Below are 15,974 nucleotides of genomic sequence, written 5' to 3'. Positions count from 1 at the left end.
TGCCTGGAGAGTTGCATGTCCACCGTTACCGTCCCGCCCTCCACGCAGCCTGAAGAAGCCTTCGTCACCCGGCTCGCCGAATCCGGTGTGTTGCCCGACGCCGCATTGCGCTACGGCATCCGCCGCCTGTGCGCGCAACGCCTGCGCGATGAGCGCGGCAACGATGCCGATGCCAACGGCGAACGCCAGCGCGCCTTCATCGACAGCCTGCGCGTCAGCGCGATCGCGATCGAAACCGATGCGGCCAATCGCCAGCATTACGAATTGCCGCCGCAGTTCTTCACCCTGTGCCTGGGCCGCCGGCTCAAGTACAGCAGTTGCTATTGGGACGCCAGCACGCCGAATCTGGATGCCGCCGAAGAACGCATGCTGGCGCTGTACGGCGAGCGCGCCGAACTGGCCGATGGCCAGCGCATTCTGGAGCTGGGCTGCGGCTGGGGCTCGCTGACCCTGTGGATGGCCGAGCGCCATCCGGGTGCCAGCATCACGGCGGTCTCCAACTCACGCCCGCAGCGCGCGCACATCCTGGAGCAGTGCCGCGTGCGTGGGCTGAGCAACGTGCAGGTGATCACTGCCGACGTCAACGCGCTGGCATTGCCGCCGGGCAGCTTCGATCGCGTGGTGTCGGTGGAGATGTTCGAGCACATGCGCAATTACCGCGAGTTGCTCGCACGCGTCGGCAACTGGATGGCGCCGGGCGGCAAGTTGTTCGTGCACATTTTTTGCCACCGCGACCTGGCTTACCCGTTCGAAGTGGCCGGCGAAGACAACTGGATGGGCCGGCATTTCTTCACCGGCGGGCTGATGCCGGCGGCCGATACCTTGCTGCATTTCCAGCAGGACGTGGTGATCGAACAACGCTGGGTGCTGTCGGGCGAACATTACGAAAAAACCGCCAACGCCTGGCTGGAAAACCAGGACCGCCACCGCGATCAGATCATGCCGTTGTTGAAGCAGACCTACGGCGACGACGCACAGCGGTGGTGGCAGCGCTGGCGCATGTTCTGGCTGGCCTGCGCGGAACTGTTCGGCTACGACAAAGGCCGCGAGTGGGGCGTGGCGCATTACCGTTTCGTCAAACGCTGACCGCACCGCCGACAGCATTCGTTGCAAAGACGACTGGCGGCTACCCGGGCAACACACGTGCATGCGCCAGCCGTGACAGCTGCGCAGCAGTCACTCGGTCGCCATGATGCCGGTGCGTGCAATCGCGCGCACCGCATGCTGATCGCTTTCTCGGTAGTGCGATCAGCCCGCCGCAGCGGTGACAACGATTTCCACCTTCCACTCCGGTCGCGCCAACGTGGCTTCGACGGTGGCGCGGGCAGGCGTGAAGCCGTGCGGCACCCACGCGTCCCAGGCCTTGTTCATGCCATCGAAATCGGCGATGTCGGCGAGAAAGATTTCTGCCCGCAGAATCTTGGTCTTGTCGCTGGCCGCCAGCGCCAGCAGCTTGTCGATCTCGCCCAGCACCTGGCGGGTCTGACCGGTGATGTCTTGGCTGGTGTCATCGGCAATCTGGCCGGCCAGATAGCACACGCCAGCATGGACGGTCATTTCGGACATCCGCGGACCCGCATCGAATCGCTGCACCATTTCTGACTTCCTACGGTTGATTGACGCCCGCATTGTCCCGCGAATGCGGCACGCATGCAGCCCCGTTGCGCACGCAGCGCGCCAACACGGTGCCCGCCCGTGCCATCCAGACCACGATCAGCACGATGGCGATCTTCTGGCTGATGCCCAAGGGCGCGCTGGTCACGGTGACATGGAACAGCAACGCCGCAAACGCGGCCCAGCCCAGCAGGAAGGCCGCGGGAAAGTGCGCGCGCCACAGCGGATCGCGGCGGAAATACCACGATTGCAGCAACACCGCCGCAATCACGCACAGAAACGTCATGTCCGCCGACAGCACGTGCACCAGCTTGGCCGCCTCTGGCGCCAGTTCGGGCATCCAGCTGTCGCCGGTCGACATCATGCACACGCCCACCCCCACCATCCAGAACAGACCCGGCACGGTGCGGCTGCGCGCGGCCGGCGCCCATGCTGCATACAGGCCAGGCGCCAGCCATGCCATCGTGGCGGCCAACAGGCAGTAGGCGGTGCGCAAGAACACACCCTGCGAGCCGTGCAGATAGGCGCTCAGTTCGCATCCACCCAGCACAGGTCGCTGCGCAGCCATTGCAGCGCCAGCACCAGCCCGATGAAGGCCAGGCCGGCCATGGCGGCGATGCTGCCGGCGTGGCCGCTCCAGCGCGGCGGCAGCGTCTGCGCCAGGGACGCAGACCTCGGGCAATCGGGGGGATTGCGCATCAGCAGCCTGCCTGCGCTCCAACTGTCATGGCGGTCCTGTCGTGTCCGTGCGGCACGTGGGTGCGGCTTTGCCCTATGATGCGCGCGGCCGGCCCGCACAGGCACTATGTCGGTAGGATCGAACCACGCGTTCACTGGATGTCGGCACTTTCGCAACCACGCTGCATGTACCTTCGACCCGACCGGCCCATGCACTGCCGATGCGCGCGCGGCACGCCTCGTGCATGCACCCTCCTTCCCTTTCAGCAGATCCCGTTGCCCTCATGACGGATACCCCCGCCTCTTCCGAAACCTCCGCCAGCGGTTGGCGCCGCGCCCTGCCGGTGATCGTCAGCCTGGCGATTCTGGCGATGGCCCTGCATGCGCTGTCTTCGCAGTTCACCGACCACGGCTACCGCCAGATCCGGCATGCCTTCCGTGCGCTGGGTGCCGGGCAGATCACGCTGACGCTGTTGCTCGGCTTGAGCAGCTATGTGTGCCTGGTGGGCTTCGACTGGGTGGGGCTCAAGCGCACCGGCAAGCAGCTGCATCCGGCGCGGGTGGGCATTACCGCCTTCATGGCGCATGCGGTCGGGCAGACCTTGGGTTTTGCCGCACTCACCGGCGGCGCCGTGCGTCTGCGCGGTTATGGCAGCGTGGGCCTGACCCTGGCCGAGATCGGCCAGGTAGTGCTGATGAGCACGCTTGGCTTCATTTTCGGGGCCTGGGTGCTGCTCGGCCTGGCCTTGATGCTGGAACCGGAAGCCGCTGCGCGCGCCTTGCCAATTACTGCGCAAGCCATCCGCATCGCCGGCATCGCCCTGCTGGTCGGTTATGTCGCCATGCTGATGCTGGTCGGTCGACAGGGCCGCGAGTTCGGCATCCGCAGCCATCGGTTCTGGTTACCGGACCGCACCACCGTGCTGGGCGTCACCGCGCTCAGCGTGGTCGAACTGGGCCTGGCCGCAGCCGCATTCTATGTGCTGCTGCCGCCGGATTCGGGCACCGGCTACTTCGGCTTCATCGGCATCTGGCTGGTGGCCGTGGTGGCCGGGCTGATCTCTACCGTGCCGGCCGGCCTCGGCGTGTTCGAGTGGAGCCTGCTCGAACTGCTGCCGCATGTCACCCCGGCTGCAGTGCTGGCGGCGGCGCTGGTCTACCGGGTGACGTATTACATCGTGCCGTTGCTGATCTCGGTGGCGATGGCGGCGGCCTCCGGGCTGCGCGTGCCGGTACGCGTCGGCGCCAGTACCGCGCGCAGTGTGTGGAAGGCCTTGCGTCCATGGCTGCCGCAGATTCTGGCGCTGGCGGTGTTCGCGGTAGGAGCGGCGCTGGTGATCGACGGCACCCTGCCGACGCCGGCCGCGCGCCAGGAAGTGGCGCCATTGCCGCTGATCGAAACCTCGCATCTGCTGGTCAGCCTGGGCGGCATGATGCTGCTGCTGATCGGCCAGGGCCTGCAGCGCCGCAGCCATTCGGCCTGGATGCTGGCCTTGGGCGTGTGCTTGCTGGTGCCGCCGTTCGCACTGCTGCGCGGCAGCCATATCTCGGTGTCGCTGTCGGCGGCACTGGCGGCGGTTGCGCTATGGGCAGCGCGGCGCGAGTTCTATCGACAGGGCGCGCTGCTGGACGAAGCCTGGTCGTGGCGCTGGCTGAGCAACCTGGGCCTGGTGCTGGTGGCCACTTTCTGGCTGCTGTTCTTCGTCTACAGCCATGTCGAATACAGCAACGACCTGTGGTGGCAGTTCGCCACCTCGGCCAATGCGCCGCGTGCGTTACGGGCCGCGCTGATCCTGTGCGTGGGCGTGATCGTGTTCGGCATGGCGCGCCTGCTGCGTGGCGGGCGCCGCCCGATGCCCGCAGCCGATGCACCCACACTGCGGACGCTGGCGCCGATTCTGGCCACCAGCACCGATACTCAGGCCTGCCTGGCGCTGACCGGCGACAAAGCGTTCCTCCTGGATGAGCAGAGCAGCGGCTTTGTGATGATGCAACGCTACGGCGGCTCGCTGATCTCGATGGGCGACCCCGTCGGCTCCCCGGAGGTGGCGCGTGCGCTGATCTGGCGCTTCCGCGAAGAAGCCGACCAAATGGGGTTGCGCACGGTGTTCTACCAGGTCGGCGAAAAGCACTGGCAGACCTATCTCGACATGGGACTGACCCTGGTCAAGCTGGGCGAAGAGGCGATCGTGCCGCTGGAAGGCTTCACCCTGGAAGGCCGCGACCGCGCCGACCTGCGTCAGGCCTGGAACCGCGGCAAGCGCGGCGGCCTGAGCTTCCGCATGCTGCAGCCCGAGCAGGTGGACGAGGTGTTGCCGCGTCTGGCCGAGGTCTCGGACCAATGGATGGAAGAAAAGTCCGGCGAAGAGAAAGGCTTTTCGCTGGGCAGCTTCGATGCGGACTACCTGCGGCGCTTCCCGGTGGCGGTGGCCGAAGCAGAAGGCCAGATCGTGGCGTTCGCCAACGTGTGGTGGGCGCCGGCCGGCGGCGAGCTGTCGGTGGACTTGATGCGGCACAGCGCAGAGGCACCGAAGGGCACCATGGATTTCCTGTTCATCGAACTGTTCCTGTGGGGCCAGGCCAACGGCTATACGCGGTTCTCGCTGGGCATGGCGCCGTTGTCGGGCCTGGCCGAGCATCGCCTGGCCGGACGCTGGAACCGCTTCGCCAGCCTGGTCGCGCGCCACGGCGAGCGTTTCTATGGTTTCAGTGGTCTGCGCCGCTTCAAGTCGAAGTTCGATCCGACCTGGCGCCCGCGCTATCTGGTCGCCCCAGGCGGCATGCATCTGCCGGCCGCGTTGCTGGACGTCACCCGCCTGATCTCGGCGGACCCGAGACGGCAGGAGTAAGGCCCGGCAGGACGCTGGCGCCAGACCTGCGGGGCTGGCGGCACTGGGTAGCTGTTCACCAACGCGGCTGTCGAAATCGCAGACGCACTCAGTTGCTGAAATGCTGGCTTGCCAAGCAACGGTCGCGAATCGTGAAAGCGCGGTGCCGCATTCGAGGGCGGGACCGTGCGGCGGCCTGGATCCCGCCAGCGAGCTTCCATGGATGGATTCACCCGCGTTCCGACACCGGATGCGGTACCGCCCGCTGACCAACGCTTAGGTCTGATAACTGCAGATCCTGAGCGCCCGCATCATGTCGCTGCGGGCGCTTGCACGCATGCCATCGTCGGCGGCTAGAAGGAAGAGCTAAGAGCGGCTGACAAAACGTCGCGAGCAGCTGTCAGGTGGGCGCGGATGGCGCGCTCAGAACCGCAGTGGACGCGTGGCACATGCCGATTCCGAGTACCGGCCGCGCCTGCCTGGCGGTGAGCGCAGTCGTTTTGTCAGCCGCTCTAAGGCTGAAAGAACGGCATCGGGATTGAATGATCGGACTTCTGTATATCGCCCTCGGCAGCGACGTACAGAGTCGAGACGCCGACATCGACACGTCGGCGCGCGCATCAGAACAACCGGCGTTGCGCGCCTTACTTCGACAGCGCGTGCATCTGGTCCATGATGGTCTTGGCCACGGTCGCGTAGTCGCCCTTGAAATGGTGATCGCCTGGCAGTGCGACCCGCTTGGCCACATTTGCAGGCAGGCTCTGGCAGAGCGCGTCGTCGTCGTCCTGGCCGTAGATGCACACCGTGGTACCCGCCGGCAAACGCTGTACTTCCGGCGCGATCGGCAGACCTTCGTCGTCCGAGCCCAGCCAGTTGCTGACGTGGAACTCGTAGTCGGCCAGCTTGCCGACCGACAACAGTGCCGTCATGCGCAGGTTCTGCTTGGTCGCAGCGGGCAGTTTGTTGATGGCGGCCGGCAGCACATCCGCGCCCTGCGAGAAGCCGATCAGCACCACGCGCCGACGATCCCATCGCTGCGCATAGATGCGGGCAATGCGATCCAGGTCGTCGGCAAAACCTTGCGGCGTGCGCTCGGTCCAGAAGTAACGCAGCGAATCCAGGCCGACCACCGGAATGCCTTGCGCCGCGATTGCGTCGGCGACTTCTTCGTCAAGGCCGGCCCAACCGCCATCGCCGGAGACGAAGATCACGAAGGTGTCGTCGTCGCTGTCGCCGTCAGGCTTGGCCGGCAGTTCCACCACCGGCAGGTCGGCCAGACCGCCCGGCGGCGGCGGCAATGCCACGCCTTTCTGCTCGCCCAGCGAGCGGGCCGCGGCGCGCAGGCCGGGCAGGATGTCGCCTCTTGCAGACCGTCGGAAGGTGCGCGCCTGCGGCACCTGCTTGAGGAAACCCTCTTCGGCAGCTGCGGGGCAGTGTTTGTCCTGGCTGGCGGCAAGCACCCAGGGAATCTGCAACGGCACCGGCAACAGCGTGTTGGTGCCCGGGCTGACACCCGGTTGGCAGATCGCCTGGTTGGACACGTTGGCTGGGCACAGCCCGTCGGTCAGCACACCGGCCAGCACATGCGGTCTGGATTGCGCAGCGATCGCGTAGGCCAGCGCCGCGCCCTCGCCATCGCCCACCAGCAGCGGCAGGCGGTAGGTGGGGATGTGATAGAAGGCCTGCATGTAGCGTGAGAAGTTTTCCACATCGCCAACCGAGAACGTGCAGGTACCGCCGGCCTTTCGCAGCACCGCGTACAGGTGCGCGGTATCCACCACCGCAACCATCGCACCGTCGGCCCGCAGGCTTTCCGCCTGGGCCTGGCGCCCGGCGGCATTGCCGGCACCGGCCAGCCAGATCACCACCCGTTGCGGCTCGCCCTTGGGCATCAGCACCGGCACCTGCTCGAACCGGCCATGGCTGAGCGGTTCCGGCGCCTGCGCGGCGGCCATGCCCGACAGCGTCAACATCGCCGCGCCGCAGAGCGCGCTCCACATTTCAAGTCGTCGCATGTCGCACCATCGGGAAAAGTGGTTCAAAGATAATCGTTCTAGGCGGCAACGCGAAGTGCAGGACTTCGCTCATTGCGCCTTTGGCCCGCTGACAACCGGCTGGCGTGCTTCCCATGCTGCCAGGGCTTGGCGGTAACGCGTGAGCTCCTCGGCATACAGATCGTGGACGCACAGCGGACAGCCGCTCTCGCAGCATTCGTTGGGCGCAGGCGGCTGTGGGGCGATCGGGCGTGGGTCGGGGCTGGAAGCAGCGCTGTCGTGCATGCGGCCATTGTAGCGTGCGCATCGGCCTCATCCGGACGCATCGCCCGGACGGCACGGATTCACTCAGCGCCCAGCCGCCGGCGCAGATTGGCGCGCGCCGCAGCGTCGTGCTGGGTATGGAAGTAGTCGCTCAGGAAGATGCGCGGTTGCTGGAGCACGCCGGCCAGGAAGCGGCGGCGATTGAGCTTGAACAGCAGGCTGGGCACGTGCCCCCGATATTCCTCGGCGATGGCCGCATCGTAGGCGTCGAACACCGCCGCAGGCGCGGCCAGGATCGCCATGTCGCAGTCCAGGAACAGCGCGGCTTCTTCATCCACATCCTGCGGCTGCAGTCGTCCATGCCGGGCGGTGAGCAGGATCAGCGCCTTTACCCGCGCGACACCCAGCTGCGCCTGCGGCCACCAGCGTGGAATGCATTCGGCCGCCATCAGTGCCGATTGCGCCTCGTTATCGCTGCGTCCGGGCCGATAGATCGCATCGTGGAACAGCACCGCCAGCCAGGCCTCTGCCGGGTGCCGCCAGCCTGGCCCCGCGGCGACCTGCGCATAGTGCTGCAGCACAGCGCGCACGTGGCCGAAGTGGTGATAGGCGCGCGGCGGTGTGGCATAGGCCTGTTCGAGTGCGGCCAGGTGATCGGCGTGCAACGGCAAGGGCGTGGGGATGTCCATGCGCGCAGGCTACCGCGTGCGCGCGGCTGTGCACATCAGCGCAGCGACCAGCGGCCTTCGATCTGATAACGCGACTGGCCAAGAAAGCTGCGCACCAGCGCAAAGTCGCGCACCGTCCAGGCAAGCGCATCGCAGCGTCGTTGCGGCACCGCTTGATTGCAGTACAGCAGCGTCATGTGTGGCGTGTACTGCGCATCGCCGGCAATACCGACATGCGCAAGCTGCGTTCCCAATGCGCCTTGCAGCGCGTAGAGCCCACGTACCTGCTCTTCGCCACGCAACACGCAGGGAAGTTGCGAGCGCCTGCCACCGAAGGTGCCGACGCGGTCGAATTCCACTGCGAACGCATCCATTGCGACGCGCGCCGCGGCCTGAGTGGCGCGGCTTACCAACGATGGCGGCAAACCACCGGCGTAATCGCCCAAATGATGCAAGGTCACATGCAGCCGTTCGCGCGCAAGTGGCTTGCCTTCCGCGTGCCCGCCTTGCAGCAGGCTGTCGGCAATCCGCGCCGCCTGCTCGGCCGTGGGCGCATCGGCCATCACCGCAAAAAACAGGCGTTCAGTGGTCTTCTCATCCCCAAGCCCAAGCGACAACTGCGCTTGGGCCGACGATAGGTACAGGAACTGTTGCTTCATGGGTGGATGCCACGACCACGCAACGCGGGCCTGCTTGAGAATAGCGGCGGATACTAGCAGACCCGCCATATGCCGAATACGCCGGCGCGGGCGCCGTCGACGTAGAACCTGTTGCCATGCGTGGAACTGCGGTTGCTGCATTAGGCCGCGTTCTTACGCGTTGTCACAACACAATAAAGAAACGGGCAGCTTGCGCTGCCCGTCTCCGCCTTTATCGTTTTACCCCGGAGCTGCATCGGATCGGTGACGATGCACTTCGGTCAAGCGCGCAGGTTATGCGGCGCTCTTCATTGCGTACTTGCGGTTACGCATGACGTCATGGCAAGCACGCACCTCCGGCAGCAGGCGCAGCGCGGCTTCGCGTGCGGCAGCCGGTGTGTCCTTGTCGGCGATGGTCTCGTCGAACGCCTTCAGCAGGCGGTCTTCCGACTGCTCCAGCTCGGCCACGTAACCGTACTTGGTATCGCCCAGCGTGGCGCGCACCTTTCCGTAGAACTGCTGCATGCTGCCCACCATGGTGCCGTGCTGTTCCGGCGTGCCGCCAGCGGCGCTGACCACACTGCTCAGGCTGCTGACGATGTCGGACTTGACGCCGGCAATGCGACGGAACAGCGTCGCAAGCTCTGCATCGCCCACCTTGGCTGCGGCTTCTTCGTAGAAGTCCTTGCCGTCGCGCGAGATGGCGATAAGGTCGTTGAGGCTATGTTCGGTTTTGCGCTGAATGCTCATGTGCGGCTCCTTTGCTGGAATGGACCGACGCTGCGCTGTGCAATGACTGCGCTTGCGGCGGGAGGTGAGTCGATCGATGGGTTGATCGCATTGCCGTCGCGTTGTGTACGGCCTTATCCTCGCGTCGCTTGCATAATCGATATGTGAGCGATAGGGGCATCGTCCTCACGCCATCTTGCAGGTGATGAACGCCATTCATCCATGCCAACAGCGGGTCAAGATCCCTTCGGCTGACGGCTGGCCCACATGTTGTCGACCGAATTCGGATAGGGTCGACCCGCTTCTTCAGCACGCTGTCTGGCAGCCGCTTTCTGTGCGTCGGTCAACGGTGTCGACTTTGCCTTACCTTTCGGATTGGGGCGCTTCCACGGCGGTGGAGTGAATTCAGTCATGGCACTGTTCGGTCAGCTTAATGAGCGCGCAGTCTCGCCGGCAGGCTGTCAGATGGCTGTGGTGATGCACCACGCGTATCTTCTATACAACCGCGCAGCGATGCGAATTTGCGGGCACTTAGCGCCACACTGCCGCGCCAGATGCGCACACCACATCGGTATGCGCTGCCTCAGCAATTCGCCAAGACCGAGCGCTGCTGGCGACGCTCCTGCCACACCGCCAGTGCGTAGACCAGCAACCCGCCGAGCGCGGTGGCCGCGCCAACGTAGCCGGTGGAGGTCCAGCCCCAGCCTGCCGTGATCGCCATGCCACCCAGCCATGGACCCAATGCATTGGCCGTATTGAATGCTGCATGGTTGGAGGCTGCAGCCAGGGTCTGCGCTTCTGCCGCCACGTCCATCAAACGTGTCTGCAAGGCAGGCGCCAAGGCGCCCATGGTGCCGACCGCCACGATGGAAACGAACACCCATATGTCTGACTGCGCGGCCAGCGGAAACGTCAACATCACCATCACCGACCACACCAGCAACACCGGCACCGCGCAGAACTGCATGCGGTCGAACAACCAACCGCCCAGGATGCTTCCCAGCACCCCGCCCACACCAAACGCCACCATCGCCAGCGGAATGCGCGCTGCGGTCACGCCGGTCACCGCAGTCAACGTCGGCGCAAGGTAACTGAAGACGCAGAACATGCCGGAAAAACCCACCGCGCCGATCGCCAATGCCAGCCACACCTGCGGCTGATTGAACGCACGCAATTCGCGCAGCGGCTGCTGACGCGGCTCGTCGGGCTGCGGAGGCAGCAGAATCGCCACAGCGGCGACCGTGCCCAGCGCAATCACCGAGACCGATGCATAGGCCCAGCGCCAGCTCACGATTTGCCCCAGCCAGGTCGCCAGCGGATTGCCCACCAGCAACGCGACGCTCAACCCCAACAAGACCCGCCCCACTGCAGTGGCACGTTGATTGGGTGGGCTGATCGATGCGGCTACCAGCGACGCAACGCCGAAGTACGCGCCATGCGGCAGCCCGGCGATAAAGCGGCACAGCAGCATGGTGTAGTAGCTCGGTGCCAATGCGCTGGCCACATTGCCCAGCGCATAGAACACCATCAACAGCAGCAACAAGGTGCGCCGCGGCCAGCGCGCCCCCAGAATCGCCAGCAAGGGCGCACCGACCACAACGCCCAGGGCATACGCGCTGATGACGTGGCCGACCTGCGGCTCGCTGATCTGCAAGCCCTGCGCAATCTGCGTCATCAGGCCCATGGTGGAGAATTCGCTGATGCCGATCGCAAAGCCGCCCATCGCCAGCGCAAGCAGAATCAGCACGTAATCGCGCCGGGACACGCGTGGCGAAGAAAGATCGGTATCGGTCATGCCCGACTCCAGTGATGGCGGGGCGGCCTATTATTGTGCAATGCAACAGAGCAGGAAAGTGCGACACCGGAGTCGGTTCAGCACCAACGCCTCAGCCATCGCAGTTACATTGCCTTCAACGGGATGGAGACGCTGTGTCCTATCCGCATCGCTCGAATCTGCTCGAGTCCGCCACCATTGCTATGGGGCACCGCGATCGGCGCGGCGTCGCGCTTGGCGCGTGATCACTTTCGACTGGTTGCTGATGTCCAAATCCACTCAATCCCCGTTGTTCTCGCCGGTGCGCCTGGGCGCACTGGATCTTGCCAACCGCGTGGTCATGGCCCCGCTGACGCGCAACCGCGCCATCGCCGGCCAGGTGCCCTCGCCGCTGGCCGCTGAGTATTACGGCCAGCGCGCCACCGCCGGCCTGATCGTGGCCGAGGGCACCCAGATCAGTCCGCTGGGCCAGGGCTACCTCGATACGCCCGGCATCTACACCAAGGAACAGATCCAGGGCTGGCGCGCCGTCACTGACGAAGTGCATCGCCGCGGCGGCAAGATCGTGCTGCAGCTGTGGCATGTGGGCCGCGTCTCGCATACCAGCGTGCTGCCGCCGGGCGAAGTGCCGGTTGCGCCCAGCGCCATCCGCGCAGAAGGCAAGACCTTCACCAAGAACGGATTCGAGGACGTGTCCGAGCCGCGCGCACTGGCATTGGACGAAATACCCGGCTTGATCGAGGACTATCGCATCGCGGCACGCAACGCCATCGATGCCGGCTTCGACGGTGTCGAAGTGCATGCGGCCAACGGCTACCTGCTCGACCAGTTCCTGCGCGACAGCTCCAACCAGCGCACCGACGCCTACGGTGGCGATATCGAAAACCGTACCCGCCTGCTTGCCGAAGTGGTGCAGGCGATTGCCGATGAAATCGCTGCCGAGCGCACCGGCGTGCGTTTGTCGCCGGTAACCCCGGTGTACGGCGCGCACGACTCCAACCCGCAGCCGCTGTTCGAGCGTGCGGTCGAGCGCCTGAACCTGATCGGCGGGCTGGCCTTCGTGCACGTGATCGAAGGCGCCACCGGCGGCCCGCGCGACAACATCGCCTTCGACTACGCCGCGCTGCGCGCCAAGTTCGACGGCGCCTGGATCGCCAACAACGGCTACGACCGCGGCATGTCCGAACACGCTATCAGCAGCGACTACGCCGATGCGATCGCCTACGGGCGCCCTTTCATCGCCAACCCGGATCTGGTGCGCCGCCTGCGCGAGAACGCACCACTGGCCGAACTCGACCAGGCAACGATGTACGGCGGCGGTGCCAAGGGATACACCGACTACCCCGCATTGCCGGAGTAATCGCCTGATCAGCCGCTGACCACGCGACCGCACCTGACTGGCACGGTGCGGTCGTTGTGGGATAAGGCAGATGCACTGCTTGCTGCTGCAGGATACGCGGTTGCTTGCGTTGCACGCAGGCCGCTCGCAACGCCTTGCAAACTGGCACCACGACATCCTCCCCAGCGATCGCCAAGTGGAATGCGCTTGGCATCGCGCATGCCGCATCGCATCTTTGACGTTGCGCTTCCGGCTCTTTCGCTTGTGCGACTTGCCATGTGCGACTGACACTCGTCGCCACTGCGCGTTCGATCTTTACCGCAAAGCACCACATCACCACATGCAGTTCGTCGCAATGCATGCGCGCTGCCGTCGCGATTGCCAGCACCTCAGCGCTGGCGGATGCTGCAGCAACCTTGTTGCCAAGGATGTGCGTGATGCGCCTGCTCGCTGCGGTTCTGCTCGGTAGCACGATTGTTGGCTATGGCGTGCCTGCTGCATTGGCACAGGCGCAGCGTCCGGCGGCACCCGGTACCGATTGCCTGGATGCACGCCAGGTTGCTGAATTGCATCGGGCCGGCGCACGTACCCTGGCGGTTGCCGAGCGCGATGGACGGCTATTTCGCCTGCAGTTGTCGCAGGACTGCCCGCACCTGGCAGCGCAGCCGGATGCCAGCCTGGTGGCTGCAAACGGCTGGGTCTGCAACGGCGCACAGGCGTCTGTCAACACCGGTCAGCAGCGTTGCGCGATCGATCAGCTCGCCACACTCAAAGCACGCGACCACGACGGCGTGCCGCTGCTGGACGGCATCAGCGTGCGCGAGGCGCGTCGCCACAATTTCGCCGGCTCCTCCAGCGACTGTTTCAACCCCAGCATGCTGCGCTCCTGGTCCGAAGACGCTCAGGGCCTGGTGGTGGAAGTGTCGCCACGTCATCCCGACACTCACCGTCATTACCGGGTCGAATTGATGGACAGCTGCCGCGAACTCAGCGGCGCCCCGCCCATCCGCTTCGTGTCCGTGATGGGCTTGAATGCGATCTGCGGCAATCCGGGCGACAAGGTCGATGTGCTCGACGCAATCGGCATCGCCGGCGCACGTGTGGGCGCTGGCGCGGAAGGCTATCTCAGCAGCGTGCGCGGCGGCATGTTCTCGCGCATGCGGCAGAGCTGCATGGTGGCGGCAGTGTATCCGCGCGATTAGCGCAACCGGCTTTCAGCGCTCCATCCGCGAGCGCGCGCCCTTCGGAGCGGCATCGCATGTTGGCCGCGAGCCGATTCTGGATGCAGCGTTACCGAGACGACTGCATCGCGCGCATGCGCGCTCATACACTGGCAAATCGCGCATCGCCGCTTGAGGCAGCTACCCGTATGGATAAGGCAGTCGTCAGCGCAGCATGGACAGCGTCCGGGGGCGCAACGTACGAGTGAAACATGCCGTACCGCGCACCGACTGCGCCTGCCTGACGGCAAGCGCAATACTCAGACGCAATCACGCCTTCCGCAGGAAACAGGTCTTCAACACCAGGCCCTTGATCTTTTCCGAGTTGCCTTCGATGTGCTCGGCATCGTCTTCGACCAGGCGGATATTGCGGATCACCGTGCCCTGTTTGAGCGGAATCGAGGAGCCTTTGACCTTGAGATCCTTGATCACGGTCACCGTATCGCCGGCCTGCAGCACGTTGCCGTTGCTGTCGCGCACCACCGTCGTGTTTGCCGCGGCAGCACCGGCACTCCATTCGAAGCCGCAGTCGGCGCAGATCGACAGCGCACCGTCGAGATAGGTGTTCTCCAGGCCGCATTTCGGACACGCAGGGACGGTGGACATGCAATACCTTGATCGAAGCAGGCGTGGATTGTAGCCGCCCGGCCGTGCGATCACGCATCCGGCACGGCGATAGCGCGATAGTGCGCCGCTTGTTGAACGCCTCGCAGGTCGCGCGTGTCCAATCAGCCAGCACCCCCTCCCCCGCGAACAACCGCAGATTCCGGTAATGCCCAAGATGCCGCCGCAGCCGCAAGCGGAGAGAGCCCGGGCAAGCCCAAAGGCTCGCATCTGGTGGTCTACGTGGCGCTGGCCGGCAATCTGGCCATTGCCGTCGCCAAGTTCATCGCCGCCGGCATTTCCGGCAGCTCGGCAATGCTCAGCGAAGGCGTGCATTCGCTGGTGGATACCGTCAACGAAGTGCTGCTGTTGTACGGCTTGCGCCGCGCCGCGCAGCCGCTCACACCCACCCATCCATTCGGCTACGGGCGCGAGCTGTACTTCTGGAGCTTCATCGTCGCGCTGTTGGTGTTCGCGATGGGTGCTGGCGTGTCGCTGTACGAAGGCATCGTGCATCTGCGCAACCCGGAGCCGGCCAAGAGCCATCTGCTCGCCTACATCGTGCTTGGCGTGTCGATCGTGTTCGAAGGCATCTCGTGGGTGGTGGCGTTACGCGAATTTCGCTCCAGAAAGGGCCGCATGGGCTATTTCCAGGCGTTTCGTCAAAGCAAGGACCCCAGCACCTTCACCGTGTTGCTGGAAGACAGCGCTGCGTTGATCGGTTTGCTGATGGCGCTGCTGGGCGTGGCCGGTGCCCAGTTGTTGGACATGCCCGAACTCGACGGCATCGCTTCGATCGGCATTGCCGGTGTGCTGGCATTTACCGCCTTCTTGCTGGCGCGCGAAACCAAGGGTCTGCTGATCGGCGAACCGGCGCATGCGCACCTCACCGACTCGCTGCTGCGCATCGCCGCCAGCGATCCGGACGTGTGTGCTGCCAATGGCGTGCTCACCATGCAAATGGGCCCCAACCAGGTGGTGGCCGCCTTGAGCGCCGAGTTCGAAGACAGCCGCACCACGCCGCAGATCGAAGCCTGCGTCGGGCGGATCGAAGCAGCTGCCACGCAACAACACCCGGAACTCACCGCCCTTTTCATCAAGCCGCAAACCCCGGAAACATGGCGTGCACGACGTGCACAGATCGAGAGCGGAGCGAAGACGGAATGAACGCCGCAACGGCGTCTGCGGCGGCCATGTGTCGTATGCACACGCATTATTTCACGCATCAGGCGCGGCGTGGCCAGGCAGCCATGCTGCCGCGGGTGGTCGATATGGCTGCGATTCGCTAGCCGCGCCCACATTCCGCCTACTGCTTCGTGGCCTGCAGTGCCCACATAATGGATGCGTTTGTGGGCTCTCTGAAAATTTGAGTGGGTAGGATTTCGGCTGGTTTACCACTGACGCGGGGATTGGGATGACGGCCAAGGTGTTTGAAGCGGCGCTGGGGATCGGCGCGCCGTGGTCGGTAGGCGCGGTCGAGTTCGACGAAGCGACCAAGGTGTTGACGGTGCCGGTGGACTTCAAGCCGGGCACGAGGTTCAAGGTATCGGGCCAAAAGGGGCTGCATCCGGTTCATGACACCGTGGTCAAGACCTACCGGCACCTGAACTTTTTCCAGCACGAGT

At 65.0% G+C, this 15,974-nt stretch carries 13 protein-coding genes, 1 other RNA gene and 2 pseudogenes; 6 read left to right on the top strand and 10 right to left on the bottom strand.

Annotated features, from left to right (window positions below; genetic code table 11):
- The first annotated feature begins 15 nt into the window (after window positions 1–15).
- Window positions 16–1,086 carry a cyclopropane-fatty-acyl-phospholipid synthase family protein gene (locus tag WJW29_RS14850; RefSeq protein WP_011258652.1) on the top strand — a complete coding sequence of 357 codons (1,071 nt, stop codon included), beginning with the start codon at window positions 16–18 and terminating at the stop codon, window positions 1,084–1,086.
- A 162-nt stretch (window positions 1,087–1,248) separates the two neighbouring features.
- Here the strand turns inward: WJW29_RS14850 and WJW29_RS14845 are convergent, their stop codons facing one another.
- Window positions 1,249–1,596, bottom strand: a complete 348-nt coding sequence (locus WJW29_RS14845; protein WP_011408290.1) for a RidA family protein — start codon at window positions 1,594–1,596, stop codon at window positions 1,249–1,251.
- Window positions 1,597–1,606: 10 nt separating this feature from the next.
- A pseudogene (locus tag WJW29_RS14840) lies at window positions 1,607–2,313 on the bottom strand (DUF998 domain-containing protein).
- A 263-nt stretch (window positions 2,314–2,576) separates the two neighbouring features.
- On the opposite strand from WJW29_RS14840, the gene mprF reads away from it, so the two are divergent.
- The gene (mprF, locus tag WJW29_RS14835) at window positions 2,577–5,141 is read left to right on the top strand and encodes a bifunctional lysylphosphatidylglycerol flippase/synthetase MprF (protein WP_011258648.1); all 2,565 of its coding nucleotides are present in this window, start codon (window positions 2,577–2,579) and stop codon (window positions 5,139–5,141) included.
- 353 nt (window positions 5,142–5,494) lie between these two features.
- On the opposite strand, the gene WJW29_RS14830 is transcribed toward mprF, so the two are convergent.
- From WJW29_RS14830 to WJW29_RS14800, 7 genes are all read right to left on the bottom strand, one after another.
- Window positions 5,495–5,571: non-coding RNA, sX9 sRNA (locus WJW29_RS14830), on the bottom strand.
- A 193-nt stretch (window positions 5,572–5,764) separates the two neighbouring features.
- Complete coding sequence (locus WJW29_RS14825; protein ID WP_011258647.1) at window positions 5,765–7,135, bottom strand: AcvB/VirJ family lysyl-phosphatidylglycerol hydrolase; 1,371 nt, start codon at window positions 7,133–7,135, stop codon at window positions 5,765–5,767.
- Window positions 7,136–7,204: 69 nt separating this feature from the next.
- A complete protein-coding gene (locus WJW29_RS14820) occupies window positions 7,205–7,399 on the bottom strand; it encodes an oxidoreductase-like domain-containing protein (RefSeq protein WP_011258646.1) in 195 nt (64 codons plus the stop codon).
- A 59-nt stretch (window positions 7,400–7,458) separates the two neighbouring features.
- Window positions 7,459–8,067, bottom strand: a complete 609-nt coding sequence (locus tag WJW29_RS14815) for a hypothetical protein (protein WP_011258645.1) — start codon at window positions 8,065–8,067, stop codon at window positions 7,459–7,461.
- Window positions 8,068–8,102: 35 nt separating this feature from the next.
- Window positions 8,103–8,705, bottom strand: a complete 603-nt coding sequence (thpR, locus tag WJW29_RS14810; protein ID WP_011408284.1) for an RNA 2',3'-cyclic phosphodiesterase — start codon at window positions 8,703–8,705, stop codon at window positions 8,103–8,105.
- 273 nt (window positions 8,706–8,978) lie between these two features.
- Window positions 8,979–9,434 carry a PA2169 family four-helix-bundle protein gene (locus WJW29_RS14805; protein ID WP_011258643.1) on the bottom strand — a complete coding sequence of 152 codons (456 nt, stop codon included), beginning with the start codon at window positions 9,432–9,434 and terminating at the stop codon, window positions 8,979–8,981.
- A gap of 562 nt (window positions 9,435–9,996) precedes the next feature.
- Window positions 9,997–11,208, bottom strand: coding sequence for an MFS transporter (locus WJW29_RS14800; RefSeq protein ID WP_011258642.1), 1,212 nt, complete (start codon window positions 11,206–11,208; stop codon window positions 9,997–9,999).
- 220 nt (window positions 11,209–11,428) lie between these two features.
- On the opposite strand from WJW29_RS14800, the gene WJW29_RS14795 reads away from it, so the two are divergent.
- The gene (locus tag WJW29_RS14795; protein WP_011408282.1) at window positions 11,429–12,547 is read left to right on the top strand and encodes an alkene reductase; all 1,119 of its coding nucleotides are present in this window, start codon (window positions 11,429–11,431) and stop codon (window positions 12,545–12,547) included.
- 407 nt (window positions 12,548–12,954) lie between these two features.
- Entirely contained in the window at window positions 12,955–13,728 is a 774-nt protein-coding gene (locus tag WJW29_RS14790; RefSeq protein ID WP_229002786.1) for a hypothetical protein, read from the top strand.
- A 288-nt stretch (window positions 13,729–14,016) separates the two neighbouring features.
- On the opposite strand, the gene WJW29_RS14785 is transcribed toward WJW29_RS14790, so the two are convergent.
- Window positions 14,017–14,352 carry a zinc ribbon domain-containing protein YjdM gene (locus WJW29_RS14785; RefSeq protein WP_011408280.1) on the bottom strand — a complete coding sequence of 112 codons (336 nt, stop codon included), beginning with the start codon at window positions 14,350–14,352 and terminating at the stop codon, window positions 14,017–14,019.
- 114 nt (window positions 14,353–14,466) lie between these two features.
- Here WJW29_RS14785 and WJW29_RS14780 point away from each other — a divergent pair, with 114 nt between their 5' ends.
- Entirely contained in the window at window positions 14,467–15,516 is a 1,050-nt protein-coding gene (locus tag WJW29_RS14780; protein WP_011408279.1) for a cation diffusion facilitator family transporter, read from the top strand.
- A gap of 247 nt (window positions 15,517–15,763) precedes the next feature.
- A pseudogene (locus tag WJW29_RS14775) lies at window positions 15,764–15,974 on the top strand (ISL3 family transposase); the annotation flags it as partial.

It is taken from the genome of Xanthomonas sp. JL1 (genome assembly GCF_038405005.1).
The sequence above is the reverse complement of the archived record's forward strand: the minus strand, read 5'-3'. Positions and strand labels throughout refer to the sequence as shown.

What these genes read in the sequence shown, in the direction of transcription:
- WJW29_RS14785 (WP_011408280.1), bottom strand. Translation starts at nt 14,352, where the DNA reads ATGTCCACCGTCCCTGCGTGTCCGAAATGCGGCCTGGAGAACACCTAT.
- WJW29_RS14850 (WP_011258652.1), top strand. Translation starts at nt 16, where the DNA reads ATGTCCACCGTTACCGTCCCGCCCTCCACGCAGCCTGAAGAAGCCTTC.
- thpR (WP_011408284.1), bottom strand. Translation starts at nt 8,705, where the DNA reads ATGAAGCAACAGTTCCTGTACCTATCGTCGGCCCAAGCGCAGTTGTCG.
- WJW29_RS14820 (WP_011258646.1), bottom strand. Translation starts at nt 7,399, where the DNA reads ATGCACGACAGCGCTGCTTCCAGCCCCGACCCACGCCCGATCGCCCCA.
- WJW29_RS14825 (WP_011258647.1), bottom strand. Translation starts at nt 7,135, where the DNA reads ATGCGACGACTTGAAATGTGGAGCGCGCTCTGCGGCGCGGCGATGTTG.
- WJW29_RS14815 (WP_011258645.1), bottom strand. Translation starts at nt 8,067, where the DNA reads ATGGACATCCCCACGCCCTTGCCGTTGCACGCCGATCACCTGGCCGCA.
- WJW29_RS14805 (WP_011258643.1), bottom strand. Translation starts at nt 9,434, where the DNA reads ATGAGCATTCAGCGCAAAACCGAACATAGCCTCAACGACCTTATCGCC.
- mprF (WP_011258648.1), top strand. Translation starts at nt 2,577, where the DNA reads ATGACGGATACCCCCGCCTCTTCCGAAACCTCCGCCAGCGGTTGGCGC.
- WJW29_RS14800 (WP_011258642.1), bottom strand. Translation starts at nt 11,208, where the DNA reads ATGACCGATACCGATCTTTCTTCGCCACGCGTGTCCCGGCGCGATTAC.
- WJW29_RS14790 (WP_229002786.1), top strand. Translation starts at nt 12,955, where the DNA reads ATGTGCGTGATGCGCCTGCTCGCTGCGGTTCTGCTCGGTAGCACGATT.
- WJW29_RS14845 (WP_011408290.1), bottom strand. Translation starts at nt 1,596, where the DNA reads ATGGTGCAGCGATTCGATGCGGGTCCGCGGATGTCCGAAATGACCGTC.